We start from the raw sequence: 21,579 nt of genomic DNA, 5'->3' as shown, positions 1-21,579 counted from the left end.
GTTACAGAATCTCATCAATCAGATTAATCGATGGTCGTGCGATCCGTGCACCTTTCCCGGTGACCACGATGGGTCGTTCCAGAAGCCGGGGGTGGGCGACCACCGCCTCCAGGAGCTCCTCCTCAGGGGTGTCCTCGGATAATCCCAGTTCCGTGTACTCCGCCTCCTTGGTGCGGATTCCGCGGTGGACCGGGATACCCATCTGGTCAAAGAGTGCCCGCAGTTCCTCCTTCGTGGGGGTGTCCTTGAGGTACTGGATGATGGTGGGGTTGAGGCCATCCTCACGCAGATACTCCAGTGTCTTCCGGGAGGTGGAACAACGGGGGTTGTGGTAGATCGTGACATCCATGCCCGTCAGCCTACCGTCCTCCGCAGGAGGCGGACCGGAATATGCGGGGGTATGCATGGATCGGGTGGGGTCATGGTCCACGCCACACCCGAACCGGTCTAAGGTGTACGTCATACTTATCGGGCGGCGGGAAACCAGCCGGAATCAGCAGCGGGAGACAACCGGGAGATGGTCGGAAGATGATCGGACAAATGATAAAGGTGGCCCTGGCGTTCGTGGGCATCATCATCGGGGCGGGGTTCGCCTCCGGGCAGGAGGTGATGCAGTACTTCGTCGCCTTCGGGATCAACGGTCTCTGGGGCGCGGTGATCTCCGCGGTGGTGATGACCGTGATGGCCGTGATCATCCTGCAGCTGGGCAGCTACTTCCGCGCCGGGGAGCACGGTGAGGTGTTCCGCCGTGTCAGTCACCCGGTATTCTCCCGACTCCTCGACCTCGGTGTGGTGCTGACCCTGTTCTCCACAGGTGTGGTGATGTTCGCCGGGGCCGGGGCGAACCTCAACCAGCAGTGGGGCCTGCCACTCGGGGTGGGTGCATTCATCATGGTGGTGCTCGTGCTGGCCGCCGGCATGCTGGATGTGGACAAGGTGACCACCGTGATCGGGGCGATCACCCCGTTCATCCTCGTGTTCATCACCATCGCGTCGGTGTACACGATCATCTCCGGCGATTTCTCCAGCATCGACCAGCTCAACCGTGCCTCGGAGGAGGTGTCCACCACGCTGCCGAACTGGTTTGTGGCCGGGGTGAACTACACCTCCTTCAACCTCATGGTCGCGGTCTCCATGGCGGTGGTGATCGGTGGGAACATGTTCAATCCCCGCGTGGCGGGACGTGGTGGGTTGCTCGGTGGCCTGATCTACGGTGTCCTGCTCATCGTCAGTGCCGTCACCCTGTTCCTGACGGTGGAGACCATCGGCGGTGATGACGTGCCGATGCTGAGCATCATCAATGAACTCAACCCGGCCCTGGGCCAGGTGATGGCCGTGGTGATCTACGGAATGATCTTCAACACCGCACTGGGCATGTTCTACGCCCTGGGACGACGCCTGACCGCCACCAGGCCAGGCCGGTTCCGACCGGTCTACGCGGCGGCGGTGCTCGTGGGCTTCGTGCTCAGCTTCGTCGGTTTCCGCGAGCTGGTGGGGTATGTGTACCCGGTGCTCGGCTACATGGGTCTGCTGCTGATCGCGGTGATGCTGGTGGCGTGGGTCCGCGCGCGGGTGCGCATCTACCGCGAATCCGAGCGACGCATGCGGATCGTTGATCTCCTGCAGATCGGCCACACCGGAAGTCTGAGCAGCGAGGAGACCGCCGCCCTGGACCGGGAGATCTCCGACTCCAACCTGGATGAACAGCAGATCCGTTCCGCCGTGGGTGGCTCGGGAACAGGGCCTGCAAGTTAGGTCCTGCCAGCACCAGATGATGCCTTTTGTTAACGTTTGGGGCAGTGAAAGCGTTAGAAGTCTTGTATAGCGCTTTAACCTGCATAGCGCAGTGGGTGCATAACCCGGAAGTAAGTCGACAGATTGTCGGTTTGAAACAATATTCTTAAGGACGGTCAACAATGAACATCGTTGAGCAGATCATCTTCTTCATCAACACTTTCCTCGGCTACGGTCTGCACGCTGGTTCCTCAGCGTCCAGCAACCTCTCCCACACCATCGGCCTGTTCTAGGCCTGCGCTGCTCGAAAGAGCAGCCCTCAATCGCCCGTGTCGGCACCGTATCAGGTGCAGATGCGGGTTTTTTGATGTGGATGGAGGCGCCCAGTGCCTCGGCTGTGGGCGCTCCAACTGTGCACGCCTGCTATCGACGTGCGGTGAGCGCATCCGACCAGCCCGGAGAAGACGCCGGTGTTACTGGGCGGGGACGAGCCGCACCTGGCTGGCATCGGCCCAGGTCAGTTCAATGCCCCGGGAGCGCAGCCACTGCATCGGGTCATCCCCGTGGCGGGTGATGCCCTCCACGGCGTTGAGGGTGGCGTCGATGGCGCGTTCCGCGTCCTCCGCGGAGATCAGACCGGCTGAGGTGGCGGCGGCGAGCTCATCGATGTCCCGGACGGTGATGGGTTCACCGCACACGGAGATCAGGTCCACGTAGAGATCACGTGCGGTCCACACGCCGTCCTCGACGTTGATCTCGGCGATGTCGATGTAGTAGTCCTGGCGCTCGTCCACCCCCTCGCGGAAGTGGAAGATGTTGGCGCGCAGGCCCAGTTCGGGCAGCAACCAGCTCTCCAGGTACCCGAATCTCGGGTGATCGGCCCCACGTGCCATGTAGAGGCCGAAGTCGGTCACCGTGAAGGTGTCAACCTCACGGAGGAACCCCTTCGGGTCGGTGTTGACGCGTCCGGAGGTGTCGAAGGTCTCCTGCTTGACGGGGTGAAGATCAGTCATGGTTTTCCTATCTCACATCGAATACGACCGCGGTGGGTGCGAACACGCAGTTCGCCCCGCCGTTGTCGGTGGTCGTGGTGAGGCCACCACTGAGCACGGCGACGATGAGGCCGCGGCCGGTGTTGGCGACACCTGAAATCGTGGAGGGACCATCCGGGTTGATGCCGGTGTTGCCCAGGACAGTGGTTCCATGCGTGAGGTTGCTCAGGTTCGCCCACTGGACCTGCATGTGGGTGTTCTGCTGCTCTGCGAGCGGCCCGGTGCCCAGTGCGGTGAACACGAACGCGGACTGCCCGGCCGCAACGCCGGGCAGGGGGAGTGCCGCCGGTCCGGGAACAGCGAAGGCGCTGCCCACCGATGCCGAGGTGCCACCGATGCAGTTCTCTGCCCGGGTGGGCCAGGCGAACTGGGCGATGTCAGGTGCGTTCTCGGGGATGTCCACGCCGCCTTCGCCACCTTCACCGGAGACGAAACCCAGGGCCTGGGTGACGATGTTCCGGATCTCCTGCGGTACCCACGGCTGGTTGACCGCGTCCATGATCTGCTGCCTGGCTGCCTCGGTGGGCCGGCCCAGGTGATCGACGGGGAGTGTGCTGGAGAGGTTGACGGCGATGTCGTTGGAGAGGTTGTACAGATCCTCGGCCGGGTTGGCCGTGGCTGCGGGGGCTCCCGCGAGTGATGACGCGACAAGGGTGCCGGCCACCGCCAGGGAGGTCAGTCGCTTGATGCCTTTACCTGGTGCAAAACGCTTGGTCACGTGTGCCACGATGCTGTACTTGCCTTTCGACGACGGGGAAACCCTGGATTGTGTTACCGGAGAAGCAGGAGCACACCACCGATTTCAACAACATCAGTCACACCTGCCTCTTCTGTCACAATAATCGCAGAAGGATCACTGTCAATACGATTCATATATTCCACGGGTAACCCGGAGGCTGTCTGTGGATCCCGGGGCGTGGTGTGAAAACGCGTGGTGTGCGTCTCCACCGCCTCGTTATCTACTGTGTCGGTGCGTGATGCCGATTCGTTACAAAGAGGGGCCGGGGTGGTTTTTCGTCGAAAAGCATCTGCTCAACCGCATGCCAGACGGGTGGCTGCGTGATCCGGCTCCCCCGTAAATCCGGACTTGTGCACGTACGGGGGGTTGCGAGTAGACTGCTAGCGTTCTATAACAAGGGACGCGGGACCTGTTCCCGAGTCCTCCATATCTTTATCCGGCAGGAGAATGCCCCCAGTGACCCATCCAGAGTTTCGTAACGTCGCGATCGTCGCGCACGTTGACCACGGAAAGACCACACTCGTTAATGCCATGCTCGAACAGTCCGGCGTGTTCGGCGATCACGGCGAAGTTGCTGACCGTGTGATGGATTCCGGTGATCTGGAACGCGAAAAGGGCATCACCATCCTGGCCAAGAACACCGCCATCCGCCGTAAGGGCGCCGGCAAGGACGGCAATGACCTGGTCATCAACGTCATTGACACCCCGGGCCACGCCGACTTCGGCGGCGAGGTCGAGCGCGCACTGTCCATGGTTGACGGTGTCGTCCTGCTCGTCGACGCCTCCGAGGGCCCGCTGCCCCAGACCCGCTTCGTGCTGTCCAAGGCCCTGGCCGCCAAGATGCCGGTGATCATCGCCGTCAACAAGACCGACCGCCCCGACGCCCGCATCGACGAGGTCGTCGAGGAAGCCCAGGATCTCCTCCTCGAGCTGGCCGCCGGCATCGAGGACGAGGAAGCCGCAGCAGCCGCCGAGCAGCTGCTCGACCTCCCGGTTCTGTACACCTCCGGCCGTGAGGGCAAGGCCTCCACCGAGAACCCCGGCAACGGCAACGTCCCGGATTCCGCGGACCTGCAGCCACTGTTCGACACCCTGCTTGAGGTCATCCCGGCCCCTGAGGCCAACATCGACGCGCCTCTGCAGGCTCACGTGACCAACCTGGACTCCTCGTCCTTCCTCGGCCGCATCGGCCTGGTCCGCATCCACGCCGGTTCCCTGAAGAAGGGCCAGCAGGTTGCCTGGATCCACTATGACGAAGAGGGCAACCAGCACACCAAGACCGCCAAGATCGCTGAGCTGCTGGCCACCGTCGGTTTCTCCCGTGTCCCTGCACAGGAGGTTGTCGCCGGTGACATCGCCGCCATCTCCGGCATCGAGGACATCATGATCGGCGATACCCTCGCCGATCTGAATAACCCGGTCGCCCTGCCCCGCATCACCGTTGATGAGCCGGCACTGTCCATGACCATCGGTGTCAACACCTCCCCGATGGCCGGCCGTGGCGGCGGCGACAAGCTGACCGCCCGCGTGATCAAGGCCCGCCTGGATCAGGAACTGATCGGTAACGTCTCCCTCAAGGTCAAGCCGACCGAGCGCCCCGACACCTGGGAGGTTCAGGGCCGTGGCGAGATGGCACTGTCCATCCTCGTTGAGACCATGCGCCGCGAGGGCTTCGAGCTGACCGTGGGCAAGCCACAGGTGGTCACCCAGACCATCGACGGCAAGCTGCACGAGCCGTACGAGATCATCGTCATTGACGTCCCCTCCGAGTACCAGGGCAACATCACCCAGCTGCTGGCCAACCGCAAGGGCCTCATGCAGACGATGACCACCACCCCGGGTTCCGACTGGATCCGCATGGAGTTCCGTGTTCCCGCCCGTGGCCTCATCGGTTTCCGCACCCAGTTCATGACTGAGACCCGCGGCACCGGTATCGCCAACTCCTACTCGGATGGCCTGGATGTCTGGGCCGGTGAGATCAAGGGCCGTGCACAGGGCTCCCTGGTCGCCGACCGTCCGGGCAAGATCACCGCGTTCGCGCTGACCCAGCTGGCCGACCGTGGCAGCTTCTTCGTCGAGCCGGGCACCGAGACCTATGAGGGTGTCGTGGTTGGTTCCAACAACCGCGAAGAGGACATGGACATCAACCCCACCAAGGAGAAGAAGCTCACCAACATGCGTGCAGCTTCCGCCGACACCACCGTCACCCTGGCCAAGGCCCACAACCTCTCCCTGGATGAGGCACTGGAGTTCTGTGGCACCGACGAGTGCGTCGAGGTCACCCCGGAGGTCCTGCGCGTGCGCAAGGTCATCCTCAACGCCACCGAGCGTAACCGTGCACGTTCCCGCGCGAAGAGCCTGAACAAGTAGGTTCCTCCTGCACGACAGACTGCACGTAGTTTTCCAGAAACAGGCCCGCTGAGCACCACTCAGCGGGCCTGTTCTGTCTGTCCCGGTGTGCACAGTAGGATGAAACACCGTGAATAAGAGCCCGCGTCGTGTTGCCCTGTCAGCCTGGTCGATCCTGCTGGCCGGGTCGCTGGTGGCCTGTCAGGCCAGCCCCGGCCCGGCACCCGTGGAGGATGCGCCACCCACCACGCAGGAGAGCACCGAAACCCCGGCCGAGACCACCACGGACACCACCGAACCACCCGCCGCCGGCACCGGCGATGACCCGATCACCACCGGCAGATCTCAGGTCAACATCGGCATCGACCCGCTGCGCAACGGTTTCAACCCCCATCTGCTGGCCGATGACTCCACCCTCGTCCAGGACATCGCCGCGCTGGTGCTGCCGAGCACGTTTGTGGGCAACCTCATGAACACGGATCTGCTGGAGGACGTTGCCACGGTGGAGCCCCCCTCACCGGCGATCGCCCAGACCATCCGGTACACCCTCCGGCAGGAGGCGCAGTGGAGCGACGGCACCCCGATCACCGGTTCGGATTTTGCGTATCTGCACCGCTCCATCGTGGAGACCCCCGGTACCTTCAACCGTGCGGGGTATGAGGCGGTCACCGCGATCCGCACCTCCGGTGGCGGCAAGGTCGTGGAGGTTGATTTCTCCGCCCCGGTGGACAACTGGCAGCAGCTGTTCAACAACCTCCTGCCCAGCCACCTGATCCAGGGCCTGTCCGATGGTTTCCGCACCGGGCTCTTCGACGCGATCCCGGCGGCCGCGGGTCGGTATATGGTGCGGTCCATCGACCGGCAGCGCGGCATGGTCACACTCGCCCGCAATGACCGCTTCTGGGGCGAGAATCCCGCCGCGATCGAGTTGCTGAGCTTCCACGACGCCCGGTCGACCTCCCGTGCCGGGGAATTCCTCCGCACCGGCCAGAGCGTGTTCATGAACCTGCGCCCCACCGAGACCCTCGTGGACACCTTCCGGCTCGTCCCCGGCGTGGAGGTGCGCACCTTGGACACCGACCGTGCGCTGCGGGTGGTGCTCAACACCGCGTCCCCGGCCCTGGCCACGCCCGCGCGCCGTGCGGGGGTGCTGGAGCTTGTCGACGTCCCCCTGACCGCCAGGCTGGCCACCGGCCGCTCCGCCACGCTCAGCGTCGCCCCGGAAACCGACTACCGGGTGGACGGGGAGACCGTGGCCCAGGAGGAACTGCAGGAGCTCACGGCGATCTCCCCACTGCGTTTTGCCATCGACCCCGCCGATGATCAGGCCGTGGCGGCCGGCAGGGTGCTGGTCGATCAGCTCGCTGCCGCTGGAATCAGCGCGGTGACGGTGTCCACGGACATCGCCTCCATGCTGGGCGGCGGTGTGGGCGGTGGTCTGGCCACCGGCGAGTATGACGGTGTGATCCTGCGCAGCAGGGAGGCGCAGGACCCCCTGACCCTGGCGGATACCTACGGCTGTGAGCTCTCCCTGAGCGGTTGGTGTGATGAGCAGACCGAGGCCTACCTGGAGCAGCTGGTGGCCGGGGAGATCACCTTCGACCCGGAGTGGGGGAGGAGCCTCAACGAGGAGCAGGCCCTGCATCTGCCGATCGTGACCGAGACCCGTGTGGAGGCCCGTGCCCCGGGTATCGTGGGACCGACGGGGGATCCCTCGGCCTGGCCGGGTGGCATCGCGAGCGCAGCGAACTGGAGGAAGAATGACATTGAACAATGACCTGTCTGGACTGCGGGTGGTGGTGGTGCACGCACACCCCGATGATGAGGCGATCACCACCGGCGGGGTGCTCCACCACCTGGCCACCCGGGGCGCCGATGTCAACGTGGTCACCTGCACGCTCGGCGAGCAGGGTGAGGTGATCGGTGAGACGTGGCAGCAGCTGGTCAACGGTGACGCCGATCAGCTCGGTGGTTTCCGCATCCATGAACTGCTCTCCTCACTCCGGATCCTCGGGGTGTCGGGATGTTTCCTCGGCGGTGCGGGGCGGTGGCGGGATTCCGGCATGGTCGGCGACCCGGCCAATGACCATCCCCGCTCCTTCGTCCGTTCCGGTGAGGAGGCCGAGGACAAGCTGGTGGGGATCTTCACCGCGCTGCGCCCCCACCTGGTGATCACCTACGGCCCCGACGGCGGGTATGGGCACCCGGACCACATCCGGGCCCATGAGATCACCCACGGCGCTGCCGGGCGCGTGGAGGGCATCCAGCGCATCCTGTGGGCGGTGACGGGACGCGCCGACCTCAAGGCCGGGCTGGCCGCCATCAGTGCCGTGCCAACAGGTTGGCGTTCGGCAGGCGATGAGGAGCTCGCCTGCCAGGACCGCGTGGACTTCGCACTCGAACTGGATGACCGCGACTATCACGCGAAGGTGGAGTCCATGCGGGCCCACGCCACCCAGCTGTGGATCGCCGATGGCAGCGTGAGTGAGACCAATCCGCATGCGGCCTTCGCCGAGGTCACCGACCGCGCAGCTGCGCCGGTGGTCTTCGCCCTGAGTAATCTCATTGCCCAGCCGGTCATGCGCCGTGAGCATTTCCAGCTGGGTGCGGGCACCGCCCTCCCGGCTGATGCCCAGGGTCCGGCCGACGGACTCCAGTGGTAGTTCCCGTGGAACGTAATCGGAGTTTCATTCACCGCGGTCTGTCCCGGGGCGAGGTGATCGGGGGCATTTTCTGGCTCAGCCTCGGCTCCCTGATCTCCCTGCTGCTCGAGGTGGTCTACCTCGGCACCTGGATCACCCTGCCCGGTGGGGCGGCGATGGCGTTTCCCTACACCATCGTCATCGCCTTCTTCTTCAATATGGTTCTGACCAGGTCATCTCTGCTGTGGACCGACAATAAACCGGTGGCGGCGATCCCCCTGTTCACGTGGCTGCTCGGGTTTGCCATCCTGTTGATCTGGCCCCTGGCGGTCGGGGATCAGCTCCTGGGGTCCAACATGCGATCGGTGTTGCTGCTCGTCGCCGGTATAGCGGGGGGGATTTGGCCCCTGGCGCGGGGAGCGTAGCATAATGAAGCCACACGGTTTGTCGTGTCCACCCATTGATTACAAGCCAGGAGTTTTCGAGTACCAATGACCTACACAATCGCACAGCCCTGCGTTGACGTCTTGGACCGTGCCTGCGTTGAAGAGTGCCCGGTCGACTGCATCTACGAGGGCAAGCGCATGCTCTACATCCACCCCGATGAGTGTGTCGACTGTGGTGCCTGCGAGCCGGCCTGCCCTGTTGAGGCGATCTTCTACGAGGACGATGTCCCTGACGAGTGGATTGACTACAACGATGCCAACGCTGCATTCTTCGATGACCTCGGATCCCCTGGTGGTGCGGCCAAGCTCGGCCCCCAGGATTTCGATCACCCCCTTATCGCGGCACTGCCCCCACAGGCCTAATCTTTACATTCATGACCCGTACACCCCGCACCCCGTTAGCCACCATCCTCCCGGACTTCCCGTGGGACTCACTCGCCACCGCCAAGTCGCGGGCGGGTGAGCATCCGGATGGCATTGTGAACCTGTCGGTGGGCACCCCGGTTGATCCGGTGGCCCCCGGCATCCAGATCGCACTGTCGGAGGCCGCGGGGTTCTCCGGCTACCCACAGACCATCGGCACGCCCGAACTGCGGTCCGCTATCCGCTCGGCGCTGGAGCGCCGCTACGACATGACCGGGCTTGTCGACGCCTCCGTCATCCCCGTCGTGGGCACCAAGGAGGCCATCGCCCTGCTGCCCTTCATGCTGGGGCTGGCCGGGCACACCGTGGTCATCCCGGAGGTCGCCTACCCGACCTATGAGGTCTCGGCGGTGGCTGCCGGGGCCCGGGTACTGCGCTCGGATTCCCTGCTCAAACTGGGGCCCGAGGTGCCGTCCCTGATGTTTATCAATTCCCCCTCCAACCCCACCGGCAAGGTCCTCGGTGTGCCACACCTGCGCAAGGTGGTGGAGTGGGCCCGGGACAATGACGTGATTATCGCCGCCGATGAGTGCTACCTGGGCCTGGGCTGGGATGATGACAATGAGCCCGTCTCCATCCTGGATCCACGTGTCTGCGATGGTGACCACACCAATCTCCTGGCCATCCATTCTCTCTCCAAGACCTCCAACATGGCGTCCTACCGCGCCGGTTTTATCGTCGGCGATACGGCGCTGGTGGGGGAGCTGACCGAGGCACGCAAGAACCTCGGCCTCATGGTTCCCTACGCGATCCAGCAGGCGATGATCGCCGCGTTGAACGATGATGATCAGGAGGCCGGGCAGAAGCTGATCTACGCCCGCCGCCGGGCCACGCTGATGAAGGCGCTGCTGGGTGCGGGGTTCCGCATCGATGATTCCGAGGCCGGCCTGTACCTGTGGGCCACCCGGGATGAACCGTGCCGGGACACGGTGGACTGGTTGGCCGAGCGGGGCATCCTGGTGGCCCCGGGTGACTTCTACGGCCCGCGCGGTACCCGCCATGTCCGGGTCGCCATGACGGAGACCGACGAGCGCATCGCCGCCGCCGCCGCCCGCCTGGCGTGAGTGGTTTCCTGATCCCCCCGGCGGGGGACTAGAATTGGTTTCTCAATGTGAGAGTGTTGATAAGAGAAGAGGCGCGTTGAGTTCCGAGAAGAGTGGGTGGGGCACACGCGTGCACGCAACCAGCCGCCAGTTCATCAAATTCGGACTGGTGGGTGGTTCCGGCACCATCGTCAACCTCGCTGTCGCGGCGCTGTCCAAGAAGATCGCCGGATGGACCGCGGGCATCTCGGAGCACGATCCCTTCATGAACCTGCTGGGCACCGATTTCCACATCCGCTGGTACCACGTGTTCATGACCATCGCCTTCCTCGTGGCCAACATCTGGAACTACCAGCTCAACCGCATGTGGACCTTCAAGATGATCAACATGCGCTCCTGGTGGCGTGGTTTCTTCCCCTTCCTGGCCACCGGCCTGGTGGCCTTTGTGGTCAGTCAGGTGGTCACCACGCTGCTGATGAACCCGACCTCGCCGATCGCGTTGTCCTCCGAGATCTTCGATGACTCCACCGGCCTGCGCACCAAGTTCTACTGGGCACTGACGATCTCCATCCTGATCTCCATGCCGGTCAACTTCATTGTCAACAAGTACTGGGCGTTCCGGAAGCCGAAGACGGTCATCGTCCAGGAGGTCGCACCCCACTAGGACCCCACCAGGGGAGGTGCGTCAGTTGGCGTGCAGTGCGGTGTTGAGCGCAACCACGCTGGTGTTGGGTACTGCCTCCACCGCACCGGTGGTGGAGTTGCGTCGGAAGACCAGGCCGCTGCGCCCCGCGAGGGTGTGCGCCTTGACGGTCGCGCCGTCGATAAGCACCTTCGTGCCGGCGGTGATATAGAGCCCGGCCTCGATGATGCAGTCATCGCCCAGGGGAATGCCGCAGCCCGAGTTTGCGCCCAGCAGGCAGCGCTGCCCGAGGCTGATGACGTGTTCGCCGCCCCCGGAGAGCGTGCCCATGATGGAGGCACCCCCGCCCACATCCGTGCCGTCGCCGACGGTGACACCCGCCGAGATGCGTCCCTCCACCATGGAATGGCCGAGTGTGCCGGCGTTGAAGTTGATGAAGCCCTCATGCATGACGGTGGTGCCCTCCGCGAGGTGGGCGCCGAGGCGGACACGGTCGGCGTCACCGATGCGCACACCCGAGGGCAGGACGTAGTCGACCATGCGGGGGAATTTATCCACCGAGTACACCGTGACCGGGCCCCGGCGGGACAGCCGAGCGCGGGTCAGGTCGAAGCCCTCCACGGCGCACGGGCCGAAGTTGGTCCACACCACATTGTGCAGCAGGCCGAAGATCCCGTCCAGATTCATGCCGTGGGGCTTGACCAATCGGTGGGAGAGCAGGTGCAGCCGCAGCCACGCATCGGCGGTGTCGGCGGGTGGGGCATCGAGATCAGCAATCCGGGTGTGGATGACGGTGCGGGTGACTCCGCGGTCGGGATCCTCGCCGGTGAGGGGATCAAGCAGGGCATCGGTGGTGTGGTCCCCGGCCGCGCCCAGGGTGGGGGCCGGGTACCAGACATCGAGGATGTCCCCGGTGGTGGTTGTGGTGGCAATTCCGGTTGCGGAAGCTGAAGTCATGCCACCACACTAATTTCTATCGGTCTATCAGTCCAGTCTGCTTTTTCCGCAGGGGGCTGCGGGTGGTGGTGAAGGACAGTGCCACCAGGAAGCCGTAGACAATCACCACGGAGAACACCTGCGACCGTGAACCCTCATCACCGAGCATGAGCAGTACGAGCCCGGCGAGCAGCACCAGGGTGAGGATGCCCAGCCACGGATGGGCCCACATCTTCACGGTCGAGATCTCCCCGTTGCGTTCCAACTCAGGCCGCAGCTTCAGCTGGGACAGGGCGATCATCGCCCACACCACCAGCAGACAGCCACCCACGGCATTGAGGAGGAAGTCCAGCAGGCCGGCCGGGTTGACATACTGCAGCGCCACGGAGACGAAGGCGAAGAACATCGACAACAGCACCGCCGCGGTGGGCACCCCACTCCTGCTCAACCCCGAGAAGACCCGCGGGGCATCCTGGTTGCGGGACATCGCGAACACCAGACGGGAGGTGGCGTAGATCTGCGCATTGAAGGCCGACAGCAGCGCGAGCACGATCACCGCCTCCATCAGACCCACGGCACCCGGGATGTTGGCCATGTCCAGGATCCGGGTGAAGGGCGATTCGGCGGCGGTCTCGGCGTTGTCGATGGATTCATACGGCATGAGGAACGTGATCACCAGGACGGACCCCAGATAGAACAGGGAGATACGCCAGATCACGGCGCGCACCGCCAGGGAGATTGCACGCCGGGGCTGATCGGATTCCGCCGCCGCGATGGTGACGATCTCAATGCCGCCGAAGGCGAACGCCACGGCGAGCAGACCCGCGGCCACACCGGAGAGCCCATTGGGCATGAACCCGTGATCCCCGATGAAGTTGCTGGTGCCCACGAAGGTGGAACCGGGCAGCAGACCGAAGATCAGGCCGACACCGACGATGAGGAACACGATGATCACGGCAACCTTGATGAAGGCGAACCAGTACTCGAACTCACCGAATCCGCGCACGGCCGCCAGGTTCACAATCGCGAAGAACACCACGCACACCAGGGCCGGTATCCAGGGATCCACCCCGAACCAGGCCCCCATGATCGCCGCGGCACCGGTCATCTCCGCGCCCATGACCATGATGAGCATGAACCAGTACAACCAGCCCAGGGAGAAGCCCGCCCAGTGCCCGAAGGCGTCCTCGGCGTATTTGGAGAAACTGCCCGAATGCGGTCGGGCGGCGGCCATCTCACCCAGCATCTGCATGACCAGCACCACGATCACACCGGCAGCGATATAGGCCAGCAGCACCGCCGGCCCGGCGGCCCGGATACCCACACCGGTGCCCAGGAAGAGCCCGGCTCCGATGGCGGATCCCAGGCCCATCATGGTCAGGTGTCGGGTCCGCAGACCAGTGCCCAGTTCCCGTCTTGGATTCGTATCAGATGTCGTCTCAGATGTTCCGGGGGCAGCACCGGGTTGAGCTGCCGCGGGAACTTCACTCATTGCCATGCTCTCAACCGTAAACGTCTGTTTACGTATTCACGAAACGAGTGCCCTGCCGGGGACCGGGTGGTGATGGGCTAGTGGGAGGCCTGGCGGTCGGTGCTGCCCGGCTGGGTGCCAGACTGGCTCTCAGAACGGGTGCCAGGCCGGGTGCGGGGCGGGATGCGGCGGGCCACCGGCTCGTGGAACCCCTTCTCCCGTTTGATCGACCAGTTCGACTCGCCCTCGATGTCCTTGACGGTGCGTTCCTCCTCGGCTTCGGGGAACCAGATGGGGGTGTCGCAGTCCAGGACGATGTTGTTGCCCACATGGCAGTTGTCACCGAGGGAGACACCGATGACACCAGAGCTCACGCCGAAGGTGCAGTCCTCGCCGATACCCAGGTAGAGGCGACGCCCATCGGAATCACGTGGGGACATCACGGTGGAGGACAGGCCGATCTCGGACCGTGCCCCGACGACCACGCCGGAGGACAGGCGCCCCTCCACCTTCGCCGCACCCAGGGTGCCGGAGTTGAAGGAGACGAATCCCTCACGCAGCACCGAGGTGCCCGGGGCCAGGTATGCACCCAGGCGCACACGTTCCGCCTCGGAGATGCGCACACCGTAGGGCACCACATAGTCGACCATGCGGGGCAGACGGTCCACACAGTAGACATGGATCAGGCCGCGGGAGCGCAGGGCGGCACGGACCCATTCGAAGTTGTCCGGCAGGCACGGGCCCTTGTTGGTCCACACCACGTTGGACAGCATGTTCAGGGTTTCGGACATGTGCAGCTCATGCGGGCGCACCAGGCGGTGGGAGAGCAGATGCAGGCGCAGGTAGACATCGTGGGCGTCGCGGGGCGGTGCCTCGAGGTCCTCGATGATGGTGCGCACGGCAACCTGCTCCACCAGTCGGTCCTCATCGAGTTTGACCAGCTGCAGCATCCTGGGGGTCAGTTCGCGGGCACCGAGACGCACCGTGCCGGTCTCCAGGGGATAGGGCTGGCTCCAGGTGTCGGGGTCGACGAGTGCGGGATCGGGGTACCAGGTGTCCAGGACGGTGCCGTCCATGGCGATGTTCGCAATGCCGAGTCCCACCGCGCCCCTGCGTCCGACGGCCCCGTTGACGTCTGCCTGGCCGGGGGCAGCATTGGTTGCGTTCACCATTGAATACATGACCACTCATACTTTCCACACTGTTGTGATTGGCTGTCGATTTGTAATCTTATGGCATGGAACAAGTATCGACGCCACCCTCCGAACGTGATCCGGCTCTACCCACCCTCGATCTGCTCGGCGATCCCGTCACGCTGACCGCGGACCTGGTGGACATCCCCAGCCCCTCCGGGCAGGAAACGCTGATCGCGGATGCCATTGAGGCCAGCCTACGTAACCTGAATCTGCCCGGTGTGGAGATACTGCGTTTTAACAACAATGTCCTGGCGCGCACCCACCTCAACCTGCCCGGACGGGTGATTCTGGCCGGCCATCTGGATACCGTTCCGATCGCCGACAACGTCCCCGGCCACCGTGCCCCCAATGCCGACGGCGTGGACACTTTGTACGGCTGTGGCACCGTGGACATGAAATCCGGTCTCGCGGTCTACCTGCACACCTTCGCGCGTCTGGCGGGTACCGGGCAGGAACAACTCACCCGGGATCTCACCTTCATCGCCTATGAATGCGAGGAGGTCCAATACCACCGCAACGGCCTGGGCCACATCCAGCGAGACCACCCGGAGTGGCTGGCGGGGGATCTGGCGCTGCTGGGGGAGCCGACCGGCGCCTGGATCGAGGCGGGATGCCAGGGCAATCTGCGCATCCGGGTCACCGCCCACGGCACCCGCGCCCACAGTGCCCGCGGGTGGCTGGGGGACAACGCCATCCACAAACTCACCCCCGTCATGGCCAGGGTCGGGGACTACGGGCACCAGGATGTGATCATCGACGGCCTCACCTACCGCGAGGGCCTCAACATCGTCTGGGTGGAGGCGGGGGTGGCCAACAACGTCATCCCCGACGAGGCCTGGATGAACATCAACTTCCGTTTCGCCCCCAACCGGACGGCGGAGCAGGCGGCCCGCCACGTGGTCGACGTGCTCGGGTTGGAGGAGACCCCGGGGATCACCTGGGTGCTTGACGACGCCGCCGGTGGTGCCCTCCCGGGCCTTGACCTGGAGGTCACCGCGGGTCTGGTGGAGGCGGTCGGACGAGACCGGGTGCGGGCGAAATTCGGCTGGACCGATGTGTCCCGCTTCTCCGCGATGGGGGTACCCGCCCTCAACTTCGGTTCCGGGGATCCCTCCTATGCCCACAAGCGCGATGAACAGTGCCCGGTGGAGCAGATCACCGGGGTGGCAGAGATCCTGCACACGTATCTGACCTCCTGATCAGCGCAGGTGAGGTTCAGCGGTTATCGTGGATAGTCCATCACGAAGCCGATCAGGAGGTCATACCATGGCTCCCCACAAAACCCCGGACGAAGATAAGAACCGCCTGCTCGTCGGGCCCGTGCTCCGCAGGAAGCCGGAAACCCAGCCCGAGGGCAGCACCTTCGATCAGCGCCTGCTGGAGATGCGGGCCGACCATGACTGGAAACACGCCGACCCGTGGCGTGTTCTGCGCATCCAGGGCGAGTTCGTCGCCGGTTTCGATGCCCTCCATGAGATGCCCAAGGCCGTCACCGTCTTCGGTTCCGCCCGCATCAAGGAGGAGCACCCCTACTACAAGGCGGGGGTGGAGCTGGGTGAGAAACTCGCCGCAGCGGAATACGCGGTGGTCACCGGCGGCGGGCCTGGCCTGATGGAAGCCCCCAACAAGGGTGCCTGCGAGGCGGGCGGGCTCAGCGTGGGCCTGGGCATCGAACTGCCCCATGAGCAGCGCCTCAACCCGTATGTGGACCTGGGCCTGAACTTCAGGTACTTCTTCGCCCGCAAGACCATGTTCCTCAAATACTCCCAGGCCTTCGTCTGTCTCCCCGGTGGTTACGGCACCCTGGATGAGCTCTTCGAGGTGCTGTGCATGGTCCAGACCGGCAAGGTGACCAACTTCCCGATCGTGCTCATCGGCACCGAATTCTGGGCGGGTCTGCTCGACTGGATCAGGGGCCGTCTGGTCGCCGATGGCATGATCTCCCAGGAGGACATCGACCGCGTTCTGGTCACCGATGATGTCGACGAGGCCGTCCACTTCATCGTGGAGGCACACGCGGGGCTGGACGTGGCACGCCGCCACAACTAGTCGGCGCTACATTAGTCCTATGAGTTTTCCCTCCGCCTACGCCACCGGGGATCTGCCGGTGATCATGGCCATCGTCAACCGCACCCCGGATTCCTTCTATGACAGGGGTGCCACCTTCGAGGACACCGCCGCGCTGGAGCGGGTGGCCACCGTCATCGAACAGGGTGCCGGGATCATCGACATCGGTGGGGTCAAGGCGGGACCGGGGGAGTTCGTCTCCGCACAGGAGGAGATCGACCGGGTGGTACCCACCATCGCCGCCGTGCACCGACGTTTCCCCGACATCCACATCTCCGTGGACACCTGGCGCTCAGACGTGGCGGATGTGGCCATCCAGGCAGGTGCCACCCTGGTCAATGACACCTGGGCGGGCCACGATCCCGAACTCCTCGAGGTCGCGGGCCAACACCGCGTGGGATATGTCTGCTCCCACACGGGTGGTGTCATGCCACGGACCAGGCCCTACCGGGTCCACTTCGATGACATTGTCGCCGACGTCATCCGGGAGACCACCTTGCTGGCGGAGAAGGCGGTGCGCGCCGGGGTGCCGGAGGAGCGGATCTTCATCGATCCCACCCATGATTTCGGCAAGAACACCTTCCACGGACTGGAGCTGCTGCGCCGCATCGAGGAGATCGTGGCCACCGGCTGGCCGGTGCTCATGGCCTTGAGTAACAAGGATTTCATCGGGGAGACGGTGGATCGGCCCGTCGACAAGCGCGTTGCCGGAACGCTGGCCGCAACGGCCTGGGCGGCGGCCCGGGGGTGCGCCGCGTTCCGCGTCCACGAGGTCGCCGACACCCGCGATGTGCTGCACATGACCGCCGCGATCGCCGGTGACATCGCCCCCCTCAACACCGTGCGGGGTCTGGTGTGAGTTCCATCAGCGTGGTCATCCCCGCGCTCAATGAGGCCCCGACGGTGGCCGGGGTGGTGGAGGCCGCACTGGCGGACAACCCCGACGAGGTCATCGTCATCGACGCGGACTCCACCGACGCCACCGCCGTCAACGCGCGCCGGGCGGGAGCCACCGTCTACAACTGGCGGGAGATCCTGCCCACCGTGCCCACCCGGCCCGGCAAGGGCGAATCCCTGTGGCGCGGCGTGGAGGTGGCACGCGGTGAGATCGTCGTGTTCGTCGACGCCGATCTCACCTCACTGCGCCCCGGCATGGTCCGCGCGCTGGCGACACCCTTCTGCGATCCCGCCATCCACCTTGTCAAGGCCGATTACCTCCGATCCTTCGGTGACCAGCCAACCGGGGGAGGGCGCGTGACCGAACTGACCGCCAAACCGCTGCTGCGCCTGCTGTTTCCGGAACTCGCCCACATCCGCCAACCACTCGGGGGCGAATATGCGATCCGGCGGGCCACGGCGCGTGCACTGCCGTTCGTCTCCGGGTACGGGGTGGAGGCCGGCCTGCTTATCGACGTCGCCACCACCCACGGGGTGCGCTCCATCGGGCAGGTCGACCTGGGCCGGCGGTGCCATGACCACCAACCCCTCAGCGCGCTCGCGGGCATGGCAGAGGTGGTGGCCGCAACCATTCTCCAGCGCAGTGGCCGTGACATCCCGATCAACCAGCGTGATCCGTTAGACTCATTGCCATGCTGACCTGGATCGTGATGATCGTTGTGCTCGCCGCACTCGTCGTGCTGTTTAGCTGGCTGTTTGCCAAGATGTTCGGGCGCGGCGAGAAAGCCATGCCGCTGCCGGACAATGAGGAGATCATCGAGCACAACCGTCGGGTGGTGGGGCAGGGCGATATCGATGACATCGTGTTCGAGACCGTTCTGCGTGGTTACCGCCAGGATCAGGTCGATGACGTGGTCGCACACCTGAACTGGAAGATCAACACACTCACCACCCGACTGGACAAGCTCGGTGACACCGGCTCCAAAACCGCGGTTGAACAGGGCTTCCATTCCACACCGGTCCGCCCACGCGAGGACACTTTCCCGACCGGGAATCCCGAAAACGGGTAAAATGGATACTTAGCCGCATACAGTGCGGATTTTTATCGTTGTAAGGAGCTGGAATCAACATGGCAGCAATGAAGCCACGGACCGGTAGCGGACCAATGGAAGCGGTCGAAGAGAGCCGCAAGATTGTGATGAGGATTCCCTCCGATGGAGGCGGGCGCCTGGTTGTGGAACTGAATAAGGAGGAGGCCGCCGAACTCGGTGCGCTTCTCCTGGAGGCCGCCAAGTAGAGTTCAACCCCCACCTGGTACTCCCTGTTGACTCCCCGGGGTGGCCACGCAGGTAGTATTGTCCCGACGTGGTAACCACCCATTCAAGGAGTAATGCGACAGTGCTTTCACACATCATTGATGTTCTGGCGGACCCGATTGACGGCAGCCCCCTGCGTGGTGTGGATGACTTCACCCGACTGGTGTCCGAATCCGGGCATTCCTACGATGTTGCCCGCCAGGGATATGTCACCCTCGCCGGCGGTGCCGGTCTGCGCTACTCCGGTGATGATGCCGAGATGATCAGCGCCCGGGAGACCTTCCTCACCGGTGGGCACTTCGCCCCCTTCGTCGAGGCTATCGCAGATGCCGTCCACGATGTGTTGGACGCCGGTGATGTCGCCGATGATGCGAACCCCGTCATCTGTGAGATTGGCGCGGGAACCGGTTACTACCTTTCCCACACCCTCGACAGCGTGGCCGGGGCCCGCGGCATCGGCATCGATGTATCGGTGCATGCCGCCAAGCATCTGGCCCGGTGCCATCCCCGCCTGGGTGCCGTGGTGGCCGACGCCTGGGCACGCCTGCCCATCCAGTCGGAATCCGTCGACGCCATCACCGTCATCTTCGCGCCCCGCAATGCCGCGGAGTTTGCCCGCATCCTCAAGCCGAAGGGTCAGGTCATCGTCCTGACAGCTGACACCGGTCACCTCGCGGAGCTGCGGGAACCCCTCGGCATCATCGATGTGGAGGAGGGCAAGGTCGAGCGCATGATCGAGCAGGCAGCCGGGCATCTCCAGCCGGTGGGCGACAGTGAGCCCGTGGAATTCGAGATGATGCTGGACCAGCAGTCCATCGCCTCCCAGATCGGCATGAGCCCGTCGGCACGCCACCTCAAGCCCGAGGCACTCGCCGCGCGTATCGAGGCACTTCCGGAGCAGATGAAGGTCACCGCCCGCGCCCGCATCACCCGCCTGGGACGTATTTCCTAGACCTACCCCGGCGCTGACCTCGGGAGACACATGAAACGGCCCGCGGGGGATCAACAGTTGATCCCACCGCGGGCCGTTTTGCCGGTTGCTATCAGCGCACCGGTCCCTCATGCGGATCCTCATCGGGATTGAACTGCGTCAGCTCATCCAGATCGGGCAGACCCTGGGAGGAGTACTCATCGGGGTAGTGGGCCTCGGCGTTGATGATGCTGGCCTCCCCGGTGGTGGTGACCTCGAAGTTGAAGATCGGGCCCTGGTCGAAGTAGACACGGCTGGCCATGGCCACCTCGCCGCCGTCGGCGAAGACCTCCACGGTGGAGCCATCAACCACGATGAACACGGAGTCGGTGTCCTCCGCGGACAGTGGTGCTACCGCGACCGGGTCATTCTCGTGGCAGGGGTTCATGGACCGGTCGATGACCAGTTCACTGTGGCGGTGGTGGACCACGGCCGCGGTGTTGCCTTCCCGGTCACGTAGCTCGATGGAGACGGAGCTGCCATTGGGGATGTCACAGAGTCCGGTCCAGCCTGCGGCCGCCTCGGATTCGTGGATGGCGGGAATGAGGCCCTCGGGTGGGGTCTGGAAGAGTGTGCCATCCTGCAGGGTGACCACGCGGGGCACGGACAGGCAGTTGGCCCAACCCTCGTCCTCCCAGCTCTTGTGGGAGGTCAGGTCATCCAGGCGGCCCACACCATTCATCAGGCCGAAGATGTGGGCCTGGCTGTAGCGCTCGTCCTCGGTCACGGTGCCGCTGGTGTAGTTGGTGTTGCGCGGCCGGGAGAAGTCATGGCCGTGGTCGATGCGGGTGAACGGGGTGACCACGGTGAACTCGGCGTCGTGGAGCTTGCCCACGACATACCCCGAGCAGTCCACCCCGTTCTCCTCGACGGTGATGATGAGGATATCGTAGATCTCCCCATCCACCTCATCACGCAGCCGGATCAGACGCGGGCTCACCATGATGGCATCCTCCGGCAGGCCGTGGGCCCCCTGGAAGGTCAACCGTCCGGAGTTCTGCCAGTCGCGCCCATCGGGGGAGTGGAGGATGACCACAACCGGCTTCTCCATGGGGCCGGCCACCGCGAGCATCAGCCACCCCTCGTGGCCCTCCTCGCGGTTGGTGCCGTCCTCCCAGTCGGGGACCACGCAGGGGGAGCGGAACCGGGTGAAGGACTCGGAGTCACCCACGACGCGTCCGATCCGCACCACGCCGGAATCCAGGCTCAGCGGGTCGTCGGAGACTGATTCCATGGTGGCGTCCAGGTCGTCGATACGCGCCACGTGGATCGCGGAACTGTCCGCTGTCACAGAGGTGAAGTAGAGATCGACCCCACCCTTGTTGGCGACAACAGCGCCGGCACGTACCTGCGTCTCCCCACCCGTGGGGGCGAGAACATCATCACTGATGTCCCAGCTGAAGGGGGTGTCCTCGGAGAACTGGTGGGCCCACCGTGGTCCCTCATCGGGCGAGGGGCGGTACTGGTGGAAAACATGCCAGGTGTCACCATCGAGGAGCACACCGGCCGGGGCGAACAGCAGACCAGCTTCGGAGGTCAGGTGCAATTCCGGGCGGTGATGGGTATGGGAAGTCTCAGCCATGCGTCAGTCCTAGCTAGTCACATTGATTCTTGATGATTCGTATCTGCTGAACGAGGTTAGCCATCTGCGCGCT

22 protein-coding genes are annotated in these 21,579 nt (G+C 64.4%); 15 read left to right on the top strand and 7 right to left on the bottom strand.

Annotation, left to right across the window (positions count from 1 at the left end; all coding sequences use genetic code 11):
- Window position 1 precedes the first annotated feature (1 nt).
- Entirely contained in the window at window positions 2-349 is a 348-nt protein-coding gene (gene arsC, locus H9627_RS10045; RefSeq protein WP_191733892.1) for an arsenate reductase (glutaredoxin), read from the bottom strand.
- Window positions 350-528: 179 nt separating this feature from the next.
- Here arsC and H9627_RS10040 point away from each other — a divergent pair, with 179 nt between their 5' ends.
- On the top strand, window positions 529-1,755 hold the full coding sequence (locus H9627_RS10040) for a YkvI family membrane protein (RefSeq protein ID WP_191733891.1): 1,227 nt from the start codon (window positions 529-531) through the stop codon (window positions 1,753-1,755).
- A gap of 452 nt (window positions 1,756-2,207) precedes the next feature.
- Here H9627_RS10040 and H9627_RS10035 read toward each other — a convergent pair whose 3' ends face one another.
- Complete coding sequence (locus H9627_RS10035; RefSeq protein ID WP_191733890.1) at window positions 2,208-2,747, bottom strand: DUF402 domain-containing protein; 540 nt, start codon at window positions 2,745-2,747, stop codon at window positions 2,208-2,210.
- Between the two features lie 7 nt (window positions 2,748-2,754).
- On the bottom strand, window positions 2,755-3,465 hold the full coding sequence (locus tag H9627_RS10030) for an Rv1157c family protein (RefSeq protein WP_404826207.1): 711 nt from the start codon (window positions 3,463-3,465) through the stop codon (window positions 2,755-2,757).
- A gap of 516 nt (window positions 3,466-3,981) precedes the next feature.
- Between H9627_RS10030 and typA the strand changes: the two genes are divergently transcribed.
- The 7 genes from typA to H9627_RS09995 all read left to right on the top strand — a co-directional run bounded on the left by typA (window position 3,982) and on the right by H9627_RS09995 (window position 11,092).
- The gene (gene typA, locus H9627_RS10025) at window positions 3,982-5,895 is read left to right on the top strand and encodes a translational GTPase TypA (RefSeq protein ID WP_191733888.1); all 1,914 of its coding nucleotides are present in this window, start codon (window positions 3,982-3,984) and stop codon (window positions 5,893-5,895) included.
- Window positions 5,896-6,004: 109 nt separating this feature from the next.
- The gene (locus tag H9627_RS10020) at window positions 6,005-7,651 is read left to right on the top strand and encodes an ABC transporter family substrate-binding protein (RefSeq protein ID WP_191733887.1); all 1,647 of its coding nucleotides are present in this window, start codon (window positions 6,005-6,007) and stop codon (window positions 7,649-7,651) included.
- The gene (gene mshB / locus H9627_RS10015) at window positions 7,635-8,537 is read left to right on the top strand and encodes an N-acetyl-1-D-myo-inositol-2-amino-2-deoxy-alpha-D-glucopyranoside deacetylase (protein WP_191733886.1); all 903 of its coding nucleotides are present in this window, start codon (window positions 7,635-7,637) and stop codon (window positions 8,535-8,537) included. Before H9627_RS10020 ends, mshB begins: the two co-directional genes overlap by 17 nt.
- Window positions 8,531-8,941: a hypothetical protein gene (locus H9627_RS10010; RefSeq protein ID WP_191733885.1), complete on the top strand. Its 411-nt coding sequence runs from the start codon at window positions 8,531-8,533 to the stop codon at window positions 8,939-8,941. Before mshB ends, H9627_RS10010 begins: the two co-directional genes overlap by 7 nt.
- 66 nt (window positions 8,942-9,007) lie before the next feature.
- Window positions 9,008-9,325: a ferredoxin gene (fdxA, locus tag H9627_RS10005; RefSeq protein ID WP_191733884.1), complete on the top strand. Its 318-nt coding sequence runs from the start codon at window positions 9,008-9,010 to the stop codon at window positions 9,323-9,325.
- A gap of 11 nt (window positions 9,326-9,336) precedes the next feature.
- Window positions 9,337-10,449, top strand: coding sequence for a succinyldiaminopimelate transaminase (gene dapC, locus H9627_RS10000; RefSeq protein WP_191733883.1), 1,113 nt, complete (start codon window positions 9,337-9,339; stop codon window positions 10,447-10,449).
- A gap of 109 nt (window positions 10,450-10,558) precedes the next feature.
- The gene (locus tag H9627_RS09995) at window positions 10,559-11,092 is read left to right on the top strand and encodes a GtrA family protein (protein ID WP_404826206.1); all 534 of its coding nucleotides are present in this window, start codon (window positions 10,559-10,561) and stop codon (window positions 11,090-11,092) included.
- Window positions 11,093-11,113: 21 nt separating this feature from the next.
- Here H9627_RS09995 and dapD read toward each other — a convergent pair whose 3' ends face one another.
- The 3 genes from dapD to H9627_RS09980 all read right to left on the bottom strand — a co-directional run bounded on the left by dapD (window position 11,114) and on the right by H9627_RS09980 (window position 14,650).
- Complete coding sequence (dapD, locus tag H9627_RS09990; protein WP_191733881.1) at window positions 11,114-12,028, bottom strand: 2,3,4,5-tetrahydropyridine-2,6-dicarboxylate N-succinyltransferase; 915 nt, start codon at window positions 12,026-12,028, stop codon at window positions 11,114-11,116.
- A gap of 16 nt (window positions 12,029-12,044) precedes the next feature.
- On the bottom strand, window positions 12,045-13,505 hold the full coding sequence (gene aroP / locus H9627_RS09985) for an aromatic amino acid transport protein AroP (RefSeq protein WP_263599143.1): 1,461 nt from the start codon (window positions 13,503-13,505) through the stop codon (window positions 12,045-12,047).
- 71 nt (window positions 13,506-13,576) lie between these two features.
- Window positions 13,577-14,650, bottom strand: a complete 1,074-nt coding sequence (locus tag H9627_RS09980; protein ID WP_191733916.1) for a DapH/DapD/GlmU-related protein — start codon at window positions 14,648-14,650, stop codon at window positions 13,577-13,579.
- Between the two features lie 65 nt (window positions 14,651-14,715).
- On the opposite strand from H9627_RS09980, the gene dapE reads away from it, so the two are divergent.
- The 7 genes from dapE (at window position 14,716) to H9627_RS09945 (ending at window position 19,906) form a co-directional block, all read left to right on the top strand.
- A complete protein-coding gene (dapE, locus tag H9627_RS09975; protein ID WP_191733880.1) occupies window positions 14,716-15,873 on the top strand; it encodes a succinyl-diaminopimelate desuccinylase in 1,158 nt (385 codons plus the stop codon).
- A gap of 67 nt (window positions 15,874-15,940) precedes the next feature.
- Window positions 15,941-16,723, top strand: coding sequence for an LOG family protein (locus tag H9627_RS09970; RefSeq protein ID WP_191733879.1), 783 nt, complete (start codon window positions 15,941-15,943; stop codon window positions 16,721-16,723).
- Window positions 16,724-16,742: 19 nt separating this feature from the next.
- Complete coding sequence (gene folP, locus H9627_RS09965) at window positions 16,743-17,600, top strand: dihydropteroate synthase (protein ID WP_191733878.1); 858 nt, start codon at window positions 16,743-16,745, stop codon at window positions 17,598-17,600.
- The gene (locus H9627_RS09960) at window positions 17,597-18,337 is read left to right on the top strand and encodes a glucosyl-3-phosphoglycerate synthase (protein ID WP_318247777.1); all 741 of its coding nucleotides are present in this window, start codon (window positions 17,597-17,599) and stop codon (window positions 18,335-18,337) included. The genes folP and H9627_RS09960 overlap by 4 nt, the downstream gene beginning before the upstream one ends.
- A complete protein-coding gene (locus H9627_RS09955) occupies window positions 18,331-18,708 on the top strand; it encodes a DivIVA domain-containing protein (protein WP_191733877.1) in 378 nt (125 codons plus the stop codon). Before H9627_RS09960 ends, H9627_RS09955 begins: the two co-directional genes overlap by 7 nt.
- Before the next feature lie 59 nt (window positions 18,709-18,767).
- Window positions 18,768-18,935 carry a DUF3117 domain-containing protein gene (locus tag H9627_RS09950; protein ID WP_003855015.1) on the top strand — a complete coding sequence of 56 codons (168 nt, stop codon included), beginning with the start codon at window positions 18,768-18,770 and terminating at the stop codon, window positions 18,933-18,935.
- A gap of 101 nt (window positions 18,936-19,036) precedes the next feature.
- The gene (locus H9627_RS09945; RefSeq protein ID WP_191733876.1) at window positions 19,037-19,906 is read left to right on the top strand and encodes a methyltransferase domain-containing protein; all 870 of its coding nucleotides are present in this window, start codon (window positions 19,037-19,039) and stop codon (window positions 19,904-19,906) included.
- Between the two features lie 91 nt (window positions 19,907-19,997).
- On the opposite strand, the gene H9627_RS09940 is transcribed toward H9627_RS09945, so the two are convergent.
- Window positions 19,998-21,506: a GH32 C-terminal domain-containing protein gene (locus tag H9627_RS09940; protein ID WP_191733875.1), complete on the bottom strand. Its 1,509-nt coding sequence runs from the start codon at window positions 21,504-21,506 to the stop codon at window positions 19,998-20,000.
- Between the last annotated feature and the right edge of the window lie 73 nt (window positions 21,507-21,579).

Origin of the sequence: Corynebacterium gallinarum, assembly GCF_014837045.1 — a bacterium.
Lineage (GTDB): Bacteria > Actinomycetota > Actinomycetes > Mycobacteriales > Mycobacteriaceae > Corynebacterium > Corynebacterium gallinarum.
The sequence above is the reverse complement of the archived record's forward strand: the minus strand, read 5'-3'. Positions and strand labels throughout refer to the sequence as shown.

What these genes read in the sequence shown, in the direction of transcription:
- H9627_RS09950 (WP_003855015.1), top strand. Translation starts at nt 18,768, where the DNA reads ATGGCAGCAATGAAGCCACGGACCGGTAGCGGACCAATGGAAGCGGTC.
- dapD (WP_191733881.1), bottom strand. Translation starts at nt 12,028, where the DNA reads ATGACTTCAGCTTCCGCAACCGGAATTGCCACCACAACCACCACCGGG.
- H9627_RS10035 (WP_191733890.1), bottom strand. Translation starts at nt 2,747, where the DNA reads ATGACTGATCTTCACCCCGTCAAGCAGGAGACCTTCGACACCTCCGGA.
- H9627_RS09940 (WP_191733875.1), bottom strand. Translation starts at nt 21,506, where the DNA reads ATGGCTGAGACTTCCCATACCCATCACCGCCCGGAATTGCACCTGACC.
- aroP (WP_263599143.1), bottom strand. Translation starts at nt 13,505, where the DNA reads ATGGCAATGAGTGAAGTTCCCGCGGCAGCTCAACCCGGTGCTGCCCCC.
- arsC (WP_191733892.1), bottom strand. Translation starts at nt 349, where the DNA reads ATGGATGTCACGATCTACCACAACCCCCGTTGTTCCACCTCCCGGAAG.
- H9627_RS09955 (WP_191733877.1), top strand. Translation starts at nt 18,331, where the DNA reads ATGCTGACCTGGATCGTGATGATCGTTGTGCTCGCCGCACTCGTCGTG.
- H9627_RS09970 (WP_191733879.1), top strand. Translation starts at nt 15,941, where the DNA reads ATGGCTCCCCACAAAACCCCGGACGAAGATAAGAACCGCCTGCTCGTC.
- mshB (WP_191733886.1), top strand. Translation starts at nt 7,635, where the DNA reads ATGACATTGAACAATGACCTGTCTGGACTGCGGGTGGTGGTGGTGCAC.
- H9627_RS10040 (WP_191733891.1), top strand. Translation starts at nt 529, where the DNA reads ATGATCGGACAAATGATAAAGGTGGCCCTGGCGTTCGTGGGCATCATC.
- fdxA (WP_191733884.1), top strand. Translation starts at nt 9,008, where the DNA reads ATGACCTACACAATCGCACAGCCCTGCGTTGACGTCTTGGACCGTGCC.
- folP (WP_191733878.1), top strand. Translation starts at nt 16,743, where the DNA reads ATGAGTTTTCCCTCCGCCTACGCCACCGGGGATCTGCCGGTGATCATG.
- dapC (WP_191733883.1), top strand. Translation starts at nt 9,337, where the DNA reads ATGACCCGTACACCCCGCACCCCGTTAGCCACCATCCTCCCGGACTTC.
- H9627_RS09980 (WP_191733916.1), bottom strand. Translation starts at nt 14,650, where the DNA reads ATGGTGAACGCAACCAATGCTGCCCCCGGCCAGGCAGACGTCAACGGG.
- dapE (WP_191733880.1), top strand. Translation starts at nt 14,716, where the DNA reads ATGGAACAAGTATCGACGCCACCCTCCGAACGTGATCCGGCTCTACCC.